This window comes from Streptomyces indicus, from assembly GCF_900100315.1.
In the GTDB taxonomy this organism is placed as follows: domain Bacteria; phylum Actinomycetota; class Actinomycetes; order Streptomycetales; family Streptomycetaceae; genus Streptomyces; species Streptomyces indicus.
Genome location: NZ_FNFF01000006.1, coordinates 216584 through 235327, shown reverse-complemented (window position 1 = coordinate 235327; position 18744 = coordinate 216584). Strand labels below are relative to the sequence as shown.

The 18744-nt window shown below is 75.5% G+C and carries 13 protein-coding genes; 8 read left to right on the top strand and 5 right to left on the bottom strand.

Features of this window, described 5'->3' with window-relative positions; genetic code table 11:
* Positions 1-206 precede the first annotated feature (206 nt).
* Positions 207-1535, bottom strand: a complete 1329-nt coding sequence (locus BLT97_RS37305; RefSeq protein ID WP_107407023.1) for a tetratricopeptide repeat protein — start codon at positions 1533-1535, stop codon at positions 207-209.
* Positions 1536-1788: 253 nt separating this feature from the next.
* On the opposite strand from BLT97_RS37305, the gene BLT97_RS39170 reads away from it, so the two are divergent.
* Entirely contained in the window at positions 1789-3540 is a 1752-nt protein-coding gene (locus BLT97_RS39170; RefSeq protein ID WP_483883499.1) for an NsdA family TPR-like regulatory protein, read from the top strand.
* A gap of 36 nt (positions 3541-3576) precedes the next feature.
* Here the strand turns inward: BLT97_RS39170 and BLT97_RS17750 are convergent, their stop codons facing one another.
* The 4 genes from BLT97_RS17750 to BLT97_RS17735 all read right to left on the bottom strand — a co-directional run bounded on the left by BLT97_RS17750 (position 3577) and on the right by BLT97_RS17735 (position 11566).
* A complete protein-coding gene (locus BLT97_RS17750; protein ID WP_176953803.1) occupies positions 3577-6837 on the bottom strand; it encodes a LuxR C-terminal-related transcriptional regulator in 3261 nt (1086 codons plus the stop codon).
* A 111-nt stretch (positions 6838-6948) separates the two neighbouring features.
* Entirely contained in the window at positions 6949-9204 is a 2256-nt protein-coding gene (locus BLT97_RS17745; protein ID WP_093611273.1) for a hypothetical protein, read from the bottom strand.
* A gap of 265 nt (positions 9205-9469) precedes the next feature.
* Positions 9470-9928: a hypothetical protein gene (locus BLT97_RS17740; RefSeq protein ID WP_245769388.1), complete on the bottom strand. Its 459-nt coding sequence runs from the start codon at positions 9926-9928 to the stop codon at positions 9470-9472.
* 276 nt (positions 9929-10204) lie between these two features.
* On the bottom strand, positions 10205-11566 hold the full coding sequence (locus tag BLT97_RS17735) for an NsdA family TPR-like regulatory protein (RefSeq protein WP_143041347.1): 1362 nt from the start codon (positions 11564-11566) through the stop codon (positions 10205-10207).
* A gap of 173 nt (positions 11567-11739) precedes the next feature.
* Here BLT97_RS17735 and BLT97_RS17730 point away from each other — a divergent pair, with 173 nt between their 5' ends.
* From BLT97_RS17730 to BLT97_RS17700, 7 genes are all read left to right on the top strand, one after another.
* Positions 11740-12306, top strand: coding sequence for a hypothetical protein (locus BLT97_RS17730; protein ID WP_093611269.1), 567 nt, complete (start codon positions 11740-11742; stop codon positions 12304-12306).
* 6 nt (positions 12307-12312) lie between these two features.
* Positions 12313-13167: a 4'-phosphopantetheinyl transferase family protein gene (locus tag BLT97_RS38290; protein WP_093611267.1), complete on the top strand. Its 855-nt coding sequence runs from the start codon at positions 12313-12315 to the stop codon at positions 13165-13167.
* A 211-nt stretch (positions 13168-13378) separates the two neighbouring features.
* Complete coding sequence (locus BLT97_RS17720) at positions 13379-14380, top strand: beta-ketoacyl-ACP synthase 3 (RefSeq protein ID WP_425442722.1); 1002 nt, start codon at positions 13379-13381, stop codon at positions 14378-14380.
* Positions 14377-14637 (top strand): acyl carrier protein, encoded by a 261-nt coding sequence (locus tag BLT97_RS17715; protein WP_093611263.1) that lies wholly within the window; start codon positions 14377-14379, stop codon positions 14635-14637. The genes BLT97_RS17720 and BLT97_RS17715 overlap by 4 nt, the downstream gene beginning before the upstream one ends.
* Positions 14637-15938 carry a beta-ketoacyl-[acyl-carrier-protein] synthase family protein gene (locus tag BLT97_RS17710; RefSeq protein WP_093611261.1) on the top strand — a complete coding sequence of 434 codons (1302 nt, stop codon included), beginning with the start codon at positions 14637-14639 and terminating at the stop codon, positions 15936-15938. The genes BLT97_RS17715 and BLT97_RS17710 overlap by 1 nt, the downstream gene beginning before the upstream one ends.
* Entirely contained in the window at positions 15935-17905 is a 1971-nt protein-coding gene (locus BLT97_RS17705; protein ID WP_093611259.1) for an acyl-CoA dehydrogenase family protein, read from the top strand. Before BLT97_RS17710 ends, BLT97_RS17705 begins: the two co-directional genes overlap by 4 nt.
* On the top strand, positions 17902-18705 hold the full coding sequence (locus tag BLT97_RS17700) for an SDR family NAD(P)-dependent oxidoreductase (RefSeq protein ID WP_093611257.1): 804 nt from the start codon (positions 17902-17904) through the stop codon (positions 18703-18705). Before BLT97_RS17705 ends, BLT97_RS17700 begins: the two co-directional genes overlap by 4 nt.
* The last annotated feature ends 39 nt before the right edge of the window (positions 18706-18744 follow it).

Genomic DNA, 18744 nt, shown 5'->3' with positions numbered 1-18744 from the left:
GCGACTCACGGTGCGGGCGCGCCGCGGTTCGGCGGGCCCGCGCTGCACACTCACTCCAACGTGGGAGGCGTGGCCGGGAACGGGTCCCTCGCGGGTGTGACCGTTGAACCGGGTTGAACGGGGCACCTGTTGAACTGGGTTGAACGGGGTGCCTGTTGAACCGATTTGAACGGGGCGCCTGTCGAGGCGGGCCGAGAGGGCGACAGTCAGAGCGGGGGAGCCGGGGCCGGGCGCGGCAACCGCCGCAGGACCTCGCGGGCGCGGGCGTGGTGGAGATACGGCGTGAGGTCGCGGCGGGCCGCGTCCAGGGCGGCGCGCGCGGCGGCCGAGTCCACCTGCGGATAGTGCTCGAGGAACGCGCTCCAGTGCCGGCAGGCCGCATCGAGGCCGCCCGTGGCCAGGTGGGACCGGGCGATACGGGCGTGGGTCAGGGCCACGGCGCGGTGTTCGCTCGGCGGGCGCCGGGCGAGCGAGGCGTCGAGCCACGTGATGGCCTCCTCGTGCCGACCGGCCGCGATCCGTACCGCGCCGTGCTGGTATTGCAGGGCCGCGAGCGAGTAATGCGCGAACGGGCCCTCCTGCGGCGGCGCTTCCGCCTGATGCGCGCTCGCCTCGTCGAGCAGGCCGAGCGCCTCGTCGTACCGGCCGCGCCGGCTCAGCACCTCCGCACGCCCCGCGAAGAGGAAGCTGCGCGTGGCGGCGTCACCGCCGGGCCCGAGCGCGCGCAGCCCCGCGTCGATCAGCGCCTGCGCATGGTCGAGATGCCCCCGGCGCAGCGCCTGGACGCTCAGGACGCGCAGCGTGATCGCGTACTGCCGGCTGTCCCCCGCGGCCCGCGCGAGCGCGAGCGCATGCCAGTAGTAGCGCTGCGCGAGCCCGCTGCGGCAGGCGTCCTCGGTGACATCCCCCAGGAGATGGACCAGTTGGGCGGTGGCCACCAGGCGGCAGTGGTCCGCCGCCCCCGAACTCGCCGCCACGAGCAGCCGGCCCGCGCCGTCGACCACCCCGCCGAGGAGCCCGCCGCGCAGATGACCGCCGCCGTGCTGCTGGAGCATCCGCGCGAACCAGTCGACCATCTCCCGCACCGGCGCGGCCGCGAGCGGCGCGTGCGGGGAGGCGCTGTCGGGCGGACTCCACTGCGGCACATGCGTCCATACGTACGGGGTGGCGGGCCCGCCTTCGCCGTACGCGGGCATGTCGTCTCTGCGGCACAGGGCGACCAAGTGCTCCAGGGCGTCCCGCGCGCCCGTGACGGGCCGGGCGGTGGTGTCGTCGCGTCGCCCGCCGCCGAGCCCGGCGTCGGCCGGCGTCACGGTGCGGCCGAGGTGCTCGGTCAGCACGGCGGCCACGAGCTCCGGCACCGGTGGGCGCGGCATGCTGCCCGTGAGCCAGTGCGCCACGGACGTGCGGTCGTAGCGCAGGCGCAGACCGCGGTCGCGGCCACGGCGGTTGACCGCGCGGGCGAGGTCGCCCCCGCTCCAGCCGGCCGCGGCGAGAAGCTCCGTCAGCGGTCGGTTCCGCTCGCGCGTGGGCATTCCCCTCCCGCAGGGATCCAGGCTCAGGGCTGTCGCTCCCAGTGCATCGCGCCGGGGCCCGCGCGGGCCATCGGTGCGCGCACGGAAGGGCGGGCACAGGGCGCGAGTTTGTGCCCTTGTGCGTGCCGACGGTTCGGCGGTCCGGTTCTCCGGCGGGTGCGGACGGACGTGGTCCGGGACTGGCCGAAGATCGTCCCTTGGGCGGACGGGTGCCTGGGCATAGCGCTCATACCCGGCACGAACCGGGGCAATAATGCAGTGCCTTGCACTGCCGCAGGCGGAACTGCCGAAGGGCGCCCCGATGTCCCGCACCCCCAACCACCGCTTACAGGCCCTGCTCGACGAGGCGGGCTGGACCCCCGCCCAGCTCGCACGGGCCGTCCGCGCCCTCGCGTCCGAGCAGGGCATCCGGCTGACCTGTGCGCGGACCACCGCCGTGCGCTGGCTGGCGGGCACCCGCCCCAGGCCGCCGGCTCCCGCACTGATCGTCGAGGCGCTCTCGCGTGCGCTCGGCCGTACGGTCGGAGCGCAGCAGGCCGGGCTCACCGCCGCGCCGGCGCACAGCGCGGTGCCGCACGCCACCGACGCCACCGCCCCTCTCGCCCGGCTCGAACGTCTCGTCGCCGCCGAACACGACCCCGGTGCACGGCGCCGTCTGGCCGCTGCCCCGTTCAGCCTCGGCGCGCTGCCGACGCCCGCGTCCTGCCCCGGCCCCGGTCCAGGCGCAGGTCTCGGCCCCGCGGTGAGGCCCGATCCTTGTTCCGTACGCGCGTCCGCGGGGACGGCCGGACCCTGTCCGGCAGCTTCTTCCGGCCCAACTGCACTGCTGGGAAGCGCGCGTTCGGGCCGGCGCGGGTCGGTGTGCGGTCGTGTGTACGGGGCGGAGTCCTGTCGGGCGTACGGGGCGGAGTCCTGCCGTGCGTACGGTACGGAGCCCTGTCGTGCGTATGGAACGGAGCCCTGTCATGCGTATGGCGCCAGCACCCACCGTACGTACGTTCCGGAGTCGCGTCCTGCGTACGGGCCCGAGCCGGATCCCGGCGTCGGGACGGGAAGTTGCGCTCCGGCCCGGACCTCCGCCGCGCCCGCCGCCGCGCGCCTGCCGTCACCGCGTGCCGCACCCGCCGCGTCCGTACGGCTCGGCGATGTGCAGGCCATGATCCGGCTCTGCGACGACCTGGTGCGCCACCACGGCGGGTCGGCCGCGCGGGCCGTCCTGGCCGCGTATGTCGCCCGTCCCGTCCTCGGCTGGCTCAAGGCGCCCCAGCCGCCCTCGGCCCACCGCGCGCTCCTGTCCGGAACGGCCCAACTGACCCTGCTGCTCGGCATGATGTGCGCCGACGACGGAGCCGACGCCCTGGCACAGCACTACTACCTCACCGCGGCCGGGATGGCGCGCGAGGCGCAGGACGGTGCGACCCTCGCCATCGGGCTGCGCACCCTGGCCGCCCAGGCACACGAGTTGGGGCACCGCACCCCGGCCGTCCGCGCCCTGGCCCGGCACGCCGCCGACCTCGCCGCACAGCACGCGCCGGCGGCGGCCCGCTGCTACACGCTCGCGCTGGTCGCCGTCGTCGAGGCCGGCCACGACCCGCGTGCGGCCCGGCGTGCGCTGAGCGCGGGCGAGCGGCACCTCGACGGCGCCCCCGACGGGGACGGTCCCTTCGGCAGCTACGCCGCGGCCTCCTTCCAGTACCAACGCGGCCAGACCTTCGCCGCCTTGAAGGAGACGGCCCAGGCCACGGCCGCCTTCTCCGCCGCGCTGCGCATGCGCGGCCCCGACGAACTGCTCGCCCGCGCCCTGACCTGCGCCCGGATCGCGGAGACCCTGCTGAGGGACGGGCACCTGGAGCGGTCGCTGTCCCACTGGGGGCAGTTCCTCGACCTCGCGCAGCATCTCCAGTCGGGGCGGGTGCGCCGCCAGAGCGGGGTGATGACCGCGCTGCTGCGGCCGTACGGGGCTCATGCGGGCGCTGCCGAACTGCTGCGCAGGGCACGGCAGTAGGAGGCAGGCCCTTCGGCCGCCGCCCGAGGTGGCGGATCAGGGCGCCGCGTCCCGTACGGCCGGATCGGGATCGTCCCGTACCACCGGATCCGGATCGTCCCGTACGGCCTGCTGCGCTTGGCCGAGGACGTCGCCGAGGCGGCGGCGGGAGGGGATGGCCAGCTTGGCCAGGATGCGCTCCATGTGGACGTCGACCGTGCGCTTCGACAGGACCAGGTGCTCTGCGATCTCCCGGTTGGACAGGCCCTTCGCGGCGAGTTGGGCGACTTCGCGTTCCCGCGAGGTCAGCGGGCGCACCGGCGAGGGCCCGCCCTGCCCCGGGCCGTGGGAGAGCGCGGCGTCCACGGCGTCGTCCAGGGACAGGGCTCCGCCCTTGGCGTGCAGGGCGGTGAAGCGCTCCTGGCCCATGACCTCGCGCACCTGCCGTTCCACGTCCTGGTGGACCGCATCGAACACGGGGCTGCCCAGGAGCCGTGCCCCCATCCGCCGCCACCGGGTGTGCGCGGCGCCGAGCAGCCAGGCCGCGTCCGCCGGGCGCCGGGTGCGGGCGGCGCACCACGCAAGGAGTTCCAACTGGTGGGCGGCGCCCGGCACATCGCCGAGCTCGCGGGTGACGCGCAGGGCCCGCGAGACGTGCTCCGCAGCCGCGGTGAACTCCTGCGCCTGGAACTGCGCCAAGGCCAGGACGTGGTCGAACGCGGCGTGCAGCCAGCCCTGTTCGCGGCCAGCGCCGAGGGTGGACCGTCCGTGCAGGGCGACCCGGCGGGCTTCTTCCGGCCGGTCACCGAGGAGGTGAGCGTACGCGCTCTGCACCCGCAGGACGGACAGGCCGGCGCGGTCGCGCACCTCACGGAGCAAGGGCTCCGCCTCGGCGCCCGCCTTCTGCGCCTCGTCGGCGGAGCCCGCGGCCGCGGCGGCGAACTGCAGCCAGCCACGGATCCGTCCGGCCGCCTGCCTGTCCCCGCTGCCGTCCGCCAGGTCGAGCCCTCGGCGGATCAGGCCGAGGCCGGCGGGGTCGGCCTGGAGGGCACCCAGGTAGCCGCCCAGCCCGAGAGCCCAGGCGCGGGCTGTGGGGGAGGGGGTGCTGTGGCCGTGGGCGCGGTGGCCGTCGCTGTTGCGGTGGCCGCGGCGGGCGTGTCCGTAGTCGCAGGCACTGCCGCTGCCGCGGTCGATGTCGAGGTCGTTGGCGTGGTCACGGTCGCGGTCACGGGTGCAGGCGATGTCGCTGCTGCGGTCAATGAGGGCGTCTCGGGCGCGGTCGATGTCGCCCCTGCGGTCGTGCTCGTGGTCGCTGTCGCGGACGCGGCCATGGTCGCTTTCGGAGCCGGAGCCGGAGCCGGAGCCGGAGCTGGAGCCGGAGTCGGAGCCGGAGCTGGAGCCGGAGTCGGAGTCGGAGTCGGAGCTGGAGTCGGAGTCGGAGCTGGAGTCGGAGTCGGAGTCGGAGTCGGAGCCGGAGTCGGAGCCGGAGCCGGAGCTGGAGCCGGAGTCGGAGCCGGAGTCGGAGCTGGGGACGGAACTCGAGTCGGGGCCGGCGTCGGAACTGAGAGTGGGGGCGGGGGCGGCGTCGGTATCGGCGCCGGTGTCGCCCAGGATGCGGGCGCACCAGGCGCGCCCCTCCGCGTGCAGACCGGCGAGGTGCCAGTAGAGCCACAAGTGCGCGACGAGCCGGGCCGCGTCGTCCGGGCGGCCTGCCCGCAGCGCCGCGTCGAGTGCCAGGCGCAGTTCGGCATGCTGGTGGCGCAGGGCCCGGTAGCGGGCGGTGTGCCCGGGCTCGCCGAGACCGCGGTCGAACGCGGCGGCCAGTTCCGCGTAGTACGCGAAATGCCGTGCCGTCAGGCCTACTTGGGCCGGCCCCGTCGCCACGCCACCCGCCCCCGCCGTCCCCGCGGCCCGGCCGACCGCTTCGACCGCCCGGGCCCGCGCTGCCCCCTCGCCTGTAGCGGGTGCCTCGGCCCGGCCGCCTGTCTCGACCGCCCCGGCCCGGCCGCCTGTCTCGACCGCCTCAACTGCCGTGACCGCCTCGCCCGGTTGCGTCGGCTCCTCTTGCTCGCCCGGCCCGCCCCGTCGCGTTCGCACACCCTGCGCGATCCCCCTGGCCCGTTGCGCCGACCCATCCTGCCCGGCCCACGGCGCCCGCTCACCCTGGCCATCCCGCAGCACCCGCTCACCCAGCCCGCCCCACCGCACCCCCTCGCCCTCCCGGGCCCGGTCACCCCTCGCCGTCGCAGCCGTCGGCATCGTCGCCGTCGCCATCACCGCTCCACCCCCCTCACCCGCGAGCATCTCCGCCCCGTACGCACGAAAGGGCGCGAGCAGTCGGTAATACGGGGCGTGCAGGTCCTCGCGGGAGACCACCGACTTGTCGACGAGGCCGATGAACGCCTCGTGGAGCCGTGGGCCTGACAACGGGCCGGCGGCGCACACGGCTTCAACGGCGTCGAGGTCGAAGGGGCCCGCGAACACGGAGAGCCGGGCCCATAAGTGCCGTTCGTCCGCCGTGCACAGACCGTCGCTCCAGGCCAGGGCGGTACGCAGCGTCCGATGCCGTGGGACGTTGCCGCGCCGCACACCCACGTCGAGCAGCGTCGCGTGTGCGGCCACCTGGCGGCGCAGCCGGTGCAGCGGGACGGTGCGCAGGCGTTCGGCGGCCAGTTCGAGGGCGAGCGGCAGGCCGTCGAGGCGGCGGCACACCTCGGCGAACTCCGTACGCCGCTCCTCGCCGGGAGCGAACCCGGGCAGCACGCCGGCCACCCGCCGCAGGAACAACTCGACCGCGTCACCGCCCCCGTCCCCTTCGCCCAGCGGCAACGGGCCGAGCGTGAACGGGCGTTCCCCCGGCACCCCGAGCGCCTGCCGACTGGTGGCGAGCACACGGACGTCGGGAGCCGTGTGAAGCAACGTTTCGGCAAGGCCGGCCGCTCCGTCGAGCACGTGCTCGCAGGTGTCGAGCAGGAGGAGTGTGCGGCGGTCCTTGAGGTGGTCGAGGACGGCTGCCGTGGCCGGGCCGCGGGTGCTCGCGGGGAGGCCGAGCGCGGTGGCCACCGCGTGCGCCACCAGGCCGGGGGAGCGCAGGCCCGCGAGCTGCACGTACCGGACGCCGTGTGTGAAGCGGTCCGCCACCTGTGCGGCCAGGCGGGTGGCGACCCTGCTCTTGCCCACGCCCGCCGGGCCGCAGACCGTGACCAGACGGGTGCGGGACAGGGCGCCCGCGAGGGCGTCGAGTTCGCCCGACCGGCCGATGAACTCGGTGAGTTGCCACGGCAGTTCCCCCGGGATCCCGGAGGTCTCGTCCAGCACGCTCGGATTCTCCATTCGGCCGACCTGGCGCGGAAGTATCGCTTTCATACTGGTCGGCAGGGTTATGAATCAAAACATTTCGGCTGTTGTCGGACGCGGTCGGCGGGCTCATCAGGCGGCGGCAGGACCCGTCGGCGCGTCCTGACCGGGGGCCGCCGGGGCCGGCAGCAGGCACGGTCCTGGCCGTGCGGGTACGGGTGCGCCGGTGCCGAGCGCGGCGAGCAGCGCGTCGAGGAGGGCCGCGGCGTCGGATCCGGTCAGGTGGGCGGGAAGCGCGTCGCGCAGCCGCCGGGCACGTCGCCAGGCCCGGCCGGTGCGGCCCGCATGGTGGTCGGCGAGGGCCAGCGCGAGCCGGGCGTGGAAGCCGGCCGTGGGGTCGCAGAGGATGCCGGGCTGGGCGAGGGAGCGACGGGCCAGGGTACGGGCGTGGCCTGGCGTCGTCGGTGCGTGGGCCAGGGCGAGGAACGCGAGGGCGAGTGCGGGGGTGGGCCCGTCGGTGGCGTGGGCCGGGATGATGCGGGCGGCGTCTGCCAAGTGGCGGTCGGCGCCGGTGAGATCGCCTTCGCGCCAGGCGATGAGGCCTTGCACGAGGGCGATCCGGCCGGCGTCGGCGCAGTGCGCGTCGAGCACCGTACGGCCCCAGGCCTGGGCAAGCAGCCGGCCGGCCATCTTGGGCGAGTGCACGGCCGTGAGCCAGCCCGCGAGCCACGGCGCGCGCCAGGAGTCCGGCGCGTACGGCGGGCACAGGGCGCGCAGCAGCAGGTGGCGGCGGCCGGGACCAGGAGCGTCCTGGGCGGGCCACCAGAACCACAGGCTCGCCACGATGCCGGCGAGCGTGTCGGCGTGCGGGGGCAGGGCGGGCGCCTGCTCCAACAGCGCCCAGATGTTGTCCAGTTCGGCCCCGACGAGTGCGCGGGCCTCCTGCGGGCTGCCCATGTCCCAGAGCTGCGAGGCCGCGGTCGCGACGTGGCGGCCGTGGATGAAGGATCGTTCCAGCGCGGCTTCGGACTCGCCGGCGCAGGCCAGCATCTCCCGCCCGAAGTCCCGTGCGGCGCGGGTCATCAGGTAGCGGGGGCCGCCCGGCACGGTGCACGTCGGGTGGCTGCGTGGCGCGGTGCCAGGGTGGCGCGGCCCGCCGGGCACCGCGCCAGGCGGGTCCACGATCGTCCGCGGCTCGCGCTCCGGCTCCGTATCCGCCAGGCCGGTGCGCGATGACGCCTCGCGCCCCGGCACCGTACCTGGCACCGCCGCGCCCGCCCGCCGCTCGCGTCCCGGCACCGGTCCGGCTCGCAGCGTATGGACGGTCATGGAATCGCCCGGCATGGAATCGCCCGGGGTGGAATCCCCCGTCCCGGAATCGCTCGCCGCGGAACCAATCCCCGAACCCCCCACCACCATCCGGGCGCCGCCCGCCGCAGCACCCCGCACCACCCGGGCGCCGTCCCTGCCCCCGTGGTCGTCGAGCCGCTCCAGGACGCCCACCGCGACCAGCCGGTCCAGGCACCCCGGTACCGCATCGGCCGGGACCTGGCCGCCCGAGCACAGGAACGCCGCCGCCGACTCGCTGAACGTGCCCTCCAGCACGCTCGCCCGCGCCCACACCGCCTTGTCCCGCCGCTCGCACAGCGAGAACACCGTGCCGATGGTGCGGCGCAGCGAGCGGTGCCGGGCCAGTGCCGCACCCGGGTGCGTCAGCCAGCACTGGCTCTGCCGGAGCCGGGGCAGCAGTTCGCCCAGGTCCAGCGTCCGCAGCTGCTGTGCGGCCTGTTCGATGGCGAGCGGCAGCCCGTCGAGCATCTCGCAGACCGCGGTCGCCTCCCGCAGCGCCGCCGGGCCCACGACGAGACCGGGCCGCACGGCGCGGGCCCGCTCGACGAACAGCCGTGTGGCGGGCGGCAGTCGGCCGTCGCGGGAGCGGGTGCTGAGCGGCCGCAGCCGCAGGGCGTGCTCGTCGCCCCCGCCGAGCGGCCGGCGGGCGGTGACCAGGAGCTTGAGGGTGGGGAAGGCCCGCAGGAGCACGGAGACGGTGCGCCGGCAGCGTGCGAGCAGCGGGTCGATGTCGTCGAGCAGCACCAGGACCGGTTCGCCCGCACCGCCTCCGTCCCCCACCAGCGGGGTCAGCGCGGCCACGGCACGCTCCGGGCGGTCCTGGCTGATCGCGGCCGCCACCGCGGCGGAGGCGGGGCCCTGGAAGGAGCCCTGACCGCCCTGGGGCCAGCGCACCCTGACAGTGATCCGCGCCTCCTGCCGGGCCAGCACCCGTTCGGCGAGCACGCTCTTGCCGACCCCGGCCGGGCCCGTCACGGTGATCAGCCGGTGTGCACGCAGCAGGGCGTCGAGCGCGGCATCCTCCTCCTGACGCCCCACCAGGGCTCCGCTTCCCGCGGTCCGCTGGCGCACAGCCGTCCTGAACCCGTCCCGGCGATACGACACTGCGACCTTCCGTTCCTACGTCGTGATCCTTCTCGGTCGCACGGGAAAACGCCGTTGACGGGGCATGGTGGCGTACCGGAACCGCCCTTCACCCCGAACGCGTATGCGTAAGAACGTATGGATCATGCGTACGGGGCGGGGCGAGGCGGTGTGGGACGGGCGGTGCGGGACGGGACGGGCGCCGTGCCGCGGGCAGCGCTCAGACCCGCGCCCCCGCCATCGCTTCGGCGAGCAGGCCCGGGGTGGTGAGTGCGCCGCTGCCGTCGGGCGGGACCAGCCAGCGCGATCCGCGCGAGGTGACCTCGGGGTGCGGGACCACCAGCCACGCGCCGGACCCGATCACGCGGGCCCGGCTGCCGAAGGGGGCGCAGGACGTGCCCGCGGGCGTGAGGAAGCCGACCCGTGTGCCCGTGGTGTCGGCGAGTACGGGGCCGGTGCGCGCGCCGCGGGCGGTCAGCCGGTCGAGCACGGACAGACCGGCCGCGCCCGCGACGAGGACCATGTCCCAGAGCCGGCCCACCGGCAGCAGCGCCACGTCCAAGGGGTCGCGCTCCCACCGGCGGACGAGCGCCGCGGGGTCGGCCGCCGCGGCGGCCAGCCACTCCACGGCGCTCAGGTCCTGCTGGGGTCCAGGGGTGCTGCGGTCCTGCTGGGACACGGGCGGGGTCCTTCCGGGAGGCGAGCAGGGAACACAGGAATCCTGCGTGCCCCCTTGCCGGAGCGCGACTCGGGCGGGGCGGCACTCGGCTGAACGAGCGCCCCGGACAGGGAGGTTGCGCCCACGCGCGCCGGCCCACGCGTGCCGGTCCGCGCGCGGGCGGGTGCGCGTAAGGGCCTTTCAGGCGCGGGTACGGAGGTTTCACACGCCAGTACGCATACGTACCCGTCCCACCTCACACACCACCGCACCGGCCCGCACCACCGCACCCGCGCCTCAGCGCACCCCCGCAGGCCGCGGCCAGTCGACCAGTACGGCCCGTACCCGGGGCACCGTCCCGTAGCGGCGCAGTCGGCCGCGCAGCGCGGTCCAGCGGGCCTGCGCCACCGAGCTGTGCAGTTCGTCGGCGAGGGCCAGGGCCTTGGCGGCCTGGCTGCAGCCGCGCTCCACATCGCCCTGGTCCAGGGCGAGTTCGGCACGGCGCAGATGGGACAGGGCGGTGCCGCGCCGGTCGGCCGGGGTACGGCGGACGAGCGAGGCGTCCAGCGCCTCCACGGCTCCCCGTAGATCGCCCAGTTCGCGCAGCGCCTCGGCGCGCTGGAACAGCAGGGATGCCTCCGGATACGTGGCGAACGGGTCCTCCTCGCAGGCGGCGCGCCCCTGTTCGTGGTGGCGTTCGGCCGCCGTCAGCGCCCGCAGCGCCTCCTCGCGCCGGCCCAGGCGCGCGAGACAGAGCGCCAACTGGGCCTGTACGTAACCGCGCACCGCGGGCGGCACCGCGTCACCCGCCCGCGCCGCCGCCGACTCCCCGAGCCGCAGCGCGAGCACCGGCTGGTCCAGGGCATGGGCCTGGGCGCTGAGTGTGCGCAACGCGATGACCTGCACGGAACGGTCGCCCGCCGTCTCGGCGAGCGCGTGCGCGGCTTCGAAGCAGTGCTGGGCGAGACCGCGGGCCTGCCCGTCGTCGAACATCCTGCCGAGCAGGTGCACGAGGCGGGCCGTCTCGCCCAGGGCCGCGCCCGCGCCGAGCCGCGTCATCGCGGGCAGGACCGCGTGCGACAGCAGGGTGATGAGGGCGGACCGGCCGAACCCGCCGCCGTACACCTCCATTTGACGGCTGAAGGACTGCACGGTCGCGCGCAGGGTGCCGGCCGCGAGGTCCTGGTGGTCCACAGCGGCCGGCGCCGGTGGCGGCGACGGCGGCAAGTGCCGCGGGCGCGAAGGAGCCGGCAGGCTCAGGCCGGTGGGCAGCGGGGCGGCCCGGGTGCGGAAGGGCAGGGCGAGCAGCCCGGACAGGACCTCCGGATCGGACCACGCGCGGCACAGGTCAGCGAAGGTCGCGGCCTGCGGGCCGTCCCCGAGGGCGGGCGGCCGGCCCTGCGCGGCAGCGAGGCCGAGGTCGCCGCAGGACACGGGCCGGCCGAGCCGGCGTGAGAAGACCTCGGCGAGCAGCTCGGGCACGGGCTCGCGGGGCACGGTGCCGCGCAGCCAGTGGGCCACCGAGGTGCGGTCGTACCGCAGGCTGAGACCGGCCTCGGCACCCACCGCGTTCACCGCGTGCGCCAATCGGTCATGTGTCCATTCGGTCTCGCGCAGAATTCGCCGCAGCTTTTCGTTCGCCGGGCGCGATGCGGGCATGCCGTCTCCAGACGATCGCGGTCGAACCTCGGGGCTCCGAAAGGATGCCCAACGTCCTGCGGGGCATTCCGGGAACGGTCGCGAAACGGAGATCGGCGTTGAATTCAACAGCTTCAACAGGGAGTTGAGGGCATCCTCGATTTTGCGGCGGCCGTGCGGTCCACGATGGCGGTATGAACGCCACCGGAAGGAACGTCACCGGAACACCGCCCGATTCCGTCTGCGTCATCGCCGGGCGCCCCGGTGCGGCACCGGGCCTCGGCACCCTCACCCACCTCGCCGCCCGCTGCCGCGAGGCCCTGACCGTACGGCCCCGGCGTCGCGGCGGATCCGGCGCGGGACAGCCGGCCGCCGCCGGCCGCGGGCACCTCGTCGACCATGTGCGCCGTACGGCGGTGCCGCACGGAACAGGGCAGCAGGAGGTCGTCGCCCGTCTCGCGGCCCTCGAACTGCCCGGCGATCCCTGGGAATTGGCGGCACTGGCCGTCCTCGGCGCCGACGAGCACCACCTCGTCCTGCGGGCCCGCGACTACGCCCTGCGCGAGGACGTACTGCCGCTGCTCCTGTTCCCCGAGGCGGCGTTGGGCGCGTATGGCGGGTCTCCCGGGTCTGCGCCGGGCCGGTCGCCGGAGCCCGCGCCGCGCCGGTCTCCGGAGCCCGCGCCGGGCCGCTCTCCCGAAGTCGCCTTCCACCGGCGCGCAGCCTCACCCCTCCGCCCCGCACCGCCCCACCACAGGTAGCTGCACATGACGCACGACACGGACCTACGTCCGCCCGTACCGACCGCCTCCCCACCCCGTACGCCCCACGCGCCCGGCCGAACACCCCGCACGCCCACCCCCGTCACCCCCCTCCGCTTCACCCTGCCCGACCAGCTCCGGTACGCGGATTCGCGTCGGCTGACCTGCGCCGCGCCGCTGCTGCTGCCCGGCGAGACCGAGACGGTGGCCCGTACCCGGCCCGCGCGCCGGCGTGCGTTCCTGGCCGGCCGGGCCTGTGCCCGCGAGGCCCTGCACGCCCTCGGCGTAGCGGAGGCGCACCGGACACCGCTGCCGCGGGGGCCCGCCGGAGCGCCGGTGTGGCCGCCGGGCGTCACCGGATCCATCGCCCACTGCGGCGGCTTCAGCACGGCCGCCGTCGCACGGCGCGACCACTTCGCCGGACTCGGGATCGCCGTGGCCCCGTCCTGCGCGCCGGTCCGCCGCGAGGACCGGTACGCCTTCACGCGCCGCGAACGCGACTGGCTGCGTGGCCGCGCGGGCGACGGCGAACCGTGGGCCGCCGTGATCCGCAGCGCCAAAACGAGCCTGTACAAGGCGCTGACACCGGAGGACGCGCGCGGACTCGGCCCGCTCGACGCGAGCGTGCTGCCCGACGCGGAGGACGGCACGCTGCGGATCCGCTGGGAGCACGGCTCCCTGAACGTGGTTCTGGCCGGCCGGTTCGCGATCGGCCGGCACCACCTGGCGGCCTGCGTGACGCGCGCCGCCCGCCCCGAGGCCGCCCATGCGGCCGGACCCACGCGGGCCCAGGCCCTGACGGCCGCGCGGGCGGACAGCAGCCCGCCGCTGGCGCTGCTGCACACCATCGGCTGGATATGAGAACCGCCCACGCGTCCGCCTTCAACACATTCAACGGCCAACCAACTGAATTCCACGCGAAGTTGGCACGCCGGAGTGTGTCATGGAACGGCAGTCCGAAGCGGCAGGCGGGGAAGTCCCGGGGAAACTGGAGGAGTTCGGAATGGAAAGAGCCCCGGTCGTCGCCGGCATCGGAATGTGCCTGCCTCCGCGTTCGGTTGACAACCACGAAATGTCACGTGAACTCGACACGACGCACGAATGGATTCTCTCCCGTACGGGAATCGCCCGCCGCAGGCGCGCGGACGCGGGCACCAGCACGGGCGACCTCGCCGTCGGCGCCGCCGCGGGCGCCCTGGCGTCGAGCGGTGACGCGGGCGCCGACGCCCTCGTCGTCGCCACGACCACCCCCGACCGGCGCTGCCCCGCTACCGGCCCCGAGGTCGCCGCGCGGCTCGGGCTCGGCGAGATACCCGCGTTCGACGTGGCGGCGGTGTGCACCGGTTTCCTGTACGGCCTCACCGTGGCCTCCGCGCTGATCCGCTCCCGCACGTACCACCGTGTCCTCGTCGTCGGCGCCGAGACGTACTCCCGCATCGTCGACCCGCTCGACCGGGGCACCGCCGTCATCTTCGGCGACGGCGCGGGCGCCGTGCTCGTGCGCGGCGGCGACCCGGACGAGCCCGGCGCGCTCCTGGGCACCCACCTCGGCAGCGACGGCAGCGGCGCCGACCTGATCGCGATCGCCGCGGGAGGCGCCCGCACCCCGCACCCCGACCCGGAGTCCGGCCGTGAACTCCCGCGCGAGGAGCGCTACTTCAGCATGCGGGGCCGGCAGGTCTACGGGCAGGCGGTGCACCGTATGACCGCCTGCGCGCGCGTCGTGCTCGACCGCGCCGGATGGGCGCCGGGGTCGCTCGGCGCCTTCGTCGGGCACCAGGCCAACCAGCGCATCCTCGACGCCGTCGGCGACAAGCTGCACATCCCCGCCGAGCGCCGCTTCGGCAACATCCGCGACGTCGGCAACACCGCCGCCGCCTCCATCCCCCTCGCCCTCGCGGACACCGCCGCGGCCGGCCGCGTCCGACCCGGCGCCCGCACCCTCCTGACCGCCTTCGGCGGCGGCCTGACCTGGGGAGCGGCCACGCTCACCTGGCCCGCCGCCGCCCCCGTCGCCTGCCCGCCCGCCGTGCGTCCGAGCACGGCGGCCCCCACCGGAAGGACTGTGGAATGAACACCGCACAGGACACGATCGCCCGGATCCTCGTCACCAAGTTCAGCGTGGACGAGGAGAACATCGCCCCCGCGGCCACCCTCGCCGCACTCGATCTCGACTCCCTCGCCGTCCTCGAGCTCTTCGACACCCTCCAGGGCGAGTTCGGGGTGACCATCGACGAGGCCGAGACCAGCGAGGACATGACCGTGGCGGAGCTGGCCGCGTATGTCACGGAGCGGCTGCCCGGCGCGGCGCGCGCGGCGGAGGCCTCGTGATGGCCTGTCTGCCGCAGGAGGCGTTCGCGCAGAGCCGCTCACCGGGTGCGGCCGCCCCGCCCACCCGTACCCCCGACGTCGCCGTCACCGGAATCGGCCTCGTCACCCCGGCCGGGACCGGCCGCGAGGCCTCCTGGGACGGGGTGTGCTCCGGGCGGCCGACGGCCGCGACCGACCCCGAACTCGCCGGTGAGCCGGTGGACTTCTCGTGCCGGGTGCGCGATTTCGACCCCGTACGCGACCTAGAAGATCCCCAGGCGTGGCGCTACGACCGCTGCACCCAGTTCGCCCTCGCGGCGGCCCGTGAAGCGGTCGGCGACGCCGGGCTCGATCCGGTCGCGTGGCCCGGCGAGCGCGTCGGCGTGGTCCTCGGCACGGCGGTCGGCGGCATCTCCACCCTGCTGCCGCAGGCGCGGAAGTTCGACGCCACGGGCGCCGGCGGCCTGTCCCCGATGCTCCTCGCCAAGTTCCTGCCGAACATGGCCGCCGGGCACCTGTCCATCGCGCTCGGCGCACGCGGCCCGAGCCTGCAGACCAGCACGGCCTGCGCGGCGGGCGCCACCGCCGTCGGCCTCGCGCTCTTTCTCCTGCGGTCGGGGGCGTGCGACATCGTGGTGGCCGGGGGCGCCGAGGCCGGCGTCATCCCCATGATGACCTCGGCGTTCGCACGGATGCGGGCGCTGTCGCGCAGGACCGGCGAACCGGCCGCCGCATCCCGGCCGTTCGACCGCGACCGCGACGGGTTCGTGATGGGCGAGGGCGCGGGCGTGCTCGTCCTCGAACGGGCCGCCGACGCGGCACGGCGCGGCAGGACCGGGTACGCGCTGCTCGCGGGATACGGAGCCACCTCCGACGCCCACCACCCGGTCGCCCCGCACCCCGAGGGCCGCGGCGCCCGCGCCGCCATCCGGGCCGCACTCGCCGACGCGGGCGCGGCCGGCACCGAGGTGGACCACGTCAACGCGCACGGCACGAGCACCCCGCTCAACGACGCCGTGGAAGGCGCCGCCCTCCGCCAACTCCTCGGCACCGGCGCCTCGGTGACCTCCACCAAGGGCGTCACCGGCCACCTCCTCGGGGCCGCCGGAGCGGTCGAAGCGGCCTTCACGGCGCTCACGATCGCCCGCGGCCTCGCCCCGCCCTGCGCCAACCTCACCCACCCCGACCCGGCCCTCGACCTCGACCTCATCCGCGGCCCCGCCCGCCCGCAGCGTCCGACCCTGGCCCTGAGCAACTCCTTCGGCTTCGGCGGGCACAACGCGGTGCTCGCGTTCCGGCCGGTGGCGGAGGTGACCGCATGACCGCGGCACTCCCGGCAGTGACCGGCACCGGTACGACAGGACTCCCGCACGCCACCGTCGACGCCCTGCGCGACACCGTGGAGGCCGAACGGCGCGGTCTGCACGAGCAGTTGACCGCCGTCTTCGAGGACCCGCTGTTCGCCGCGGCGGCCTGGCCGCACACCCGCGCGGCCGCCTGGCGCCTGGCCTACGACCGGCTGGCGCTGCTCAGCCGTACCTTCGGCGTCGACCGCGGCACGCTCGCGGCGCCGCAGCGGTACTTCGCGCTGCAGGAGTGGACGGCCGTCGTCGACGGCGTCGTGGCCGGACTCGTCGCCGCCCATCTGAACCTCGGCCTCGGCACGCTCACGCCCTACGCCGAGGACTCCGCACACACCGCCCGGGCGGCCGCCGACATGGAGTCCCTCGCCACCTACTGCGCCTTCCTCGGCACCGAGGCGGCCTGGGGCGTGGACCTGGCCCGCCTGGAGACGGAGCTCCGCCACGACCCCGTGCGGGGCGAACTCGTCCTGCACACCCCGCATCCCGGCGCGCGCAAGTTCATGCCCAACGCCACGCCCCAGCACGTGGCGAAGACCGCCATCGTCCTGGCCCGACTCACCGCACACGGGCAGGACCGGGGAATCGTCCCCGTCCTGTGCCCGATCAGCGACGCCGAAGGACGCACCCTGCCCGGCGTCACCGTCACCCCCATGCCGGACAAGGCCGGCCTGTGGAGCGACAACGCACTCACCGCCTTCGACCACGTACGCCTGCCGGCCGACGCGCTGCTGCACTCCCCGGCCGCCGCGCCCGGCCATCCGCTCGCCCCGGCGGCCCCGCGCACCGACCGGCGGCTCTCCTACGCGCGGTCCGTGCACCGCATCCGCACCGGCAAGATCGGGCTCGCCGCCTCCAGCGTCGCCCAGGCACGTGCCGCCACGGCCATCGCCCTGAAGTTCGCCCGCCATCGCGGCAGTACCGGCGGCGGCAGCGCCCGCGTCCCGCTCCTCGCCCACCGGGTGCACCATGCGGCGCTGCTCGACGCGGTGGCCGACACCTACGCGGTCGGCCACCTCGCCAACGCGGCCATGCGCCGTGAAGCCGAGCTGGCCCGCGGCGCACCGGCGCCGGCGGCCGCCACACCCGCCGACCACCTGCTCGCCTCACTCACCAAGTACGTCACCAGCCGGACCGTCGACCGGGTCGTGCGGCGCTGCGCCCTGCTGTGCGGTGCGCACGGGATGTTCGACGCCAACCGCTTCCCGCACTACTCGGCCTGCACCCAGGGCGTGATGATCGCCGAGGGCGAGAACACGGTCGTCGCCGTCGCCGCCGCCCAGGACATGCTCGCGGGCCGCGGCTACACCCCGCCCGCCCCTGAGCCACCACCGGACCTGCCCGTCGACGACCCGCGTCTGTGGCCCCTGCTCGCCCGTGAACGCGAGCGTCTCGCCCACGCCGCCACCCGTGCCCGGCTCACCCGGGCGCGCGCCGGGCACGGCACCTTCCTCGACAGCTGGAACACCTGTGAGAACGAGGCGCTCGCACTCGTCGAGCGGCACGGACTGCGGCTGGCGCTCGAGGAGTTCCTGCGGGCGGCCGACCGCACGCGCGACGCGAAGGCGGCGCGTCTGCTGCGCGACCTCGCCGGTGTGTTCGCCCTGCGCGACCTGCGTCAGGACGCCGCCTTCCTCGCCGCGCACGGCCTCCTGGACGCGGAGCGGTTCCGTGAGCTGCCCGCCGCACTCGACACCCTCTACGGCCGGCTGGCCCCCGAACTGCCCACGCTGGTCGCGGGGTTCGGCATCCCCGACGCGCTCCTGGACGTCCCCGCCGCCACCGCGGGTTTCATGGACCGCTACGAGGCGCTGGCCCGCCTGCGCGACACCGGAGCCGACGCGGACCCGCGCGGCGCCCTTCCCCGGCAGACGCCCGTACGCGACCCCCGGCAAACGCCTGTACGCGACAAGGAGTCCACCCCGTGAGCGACCAGACCTTCCAAGGCACCCGCGCCCTGGTGACCGGGGCGGGCCGCGGCTTCGGCTACGCCATCGCCGAACGCCTCCTGGGCGAGGGCGCACAGGTGGCGGTCACCGGACGCGACCGCGCGCGGCTGGCCGAAGCCGCGCGACGGCTGCGGGCGCGCGGCGGCACCGTCCTCGAACTGCCCGGTGACGCCAAGGACCCCGCCACCATGACGGCCACGGTCGCGCGCGTGGCCGAGGAGTGGGGTGCGCTCGACCTCCTCGTGGACAACGCGGGCGTCGCCGGACCCGGCGGCCCGACCTGGGAGATCGAGGCGCGCGAGTGGTGGTCCGCGCTGGAGGACAACCTGCTGACCACCGTGGCCAGTTCGTGCGCGGCGGTCGAGTCGATGCTGCGCACCGGCGGCGGCCGGGTCGTGCACATCAGCAGCGAGGCGGGCAACGGCATCTGGCCGTTCGTGTCCTCGTACTCCGTCGCCAAAGCGGGCTGCATCAAGTTCTTCGAGAACCTCGCCTACGAACTGCGCGGCACCCGGGTCGAGGTGTACACGCTGCACCCGGGCATCCTCGAAACCGGCCTGACCGCCCAGGCGCTCACCTATCGCGACGACCCGGACCCGTGGCGCCGCCGGTGCGCCGCCTGGTTCGCGCGCCAGATCCACCAGGGCAACACCATCTCCCTGGACGACGCCCTGGACGCCCTGACGCTGCTGGCCGCGGGGCGCACCGACTGCCCGCAGGGCCGGTTCGTGACCGTGGCGGACGTGCTGGGCGCAAGGGAGGACTCGGGAGCCGCGTGAGACGGAGCGGCCGGGCCCGCCCGTGTCTCCGCTCCGGGC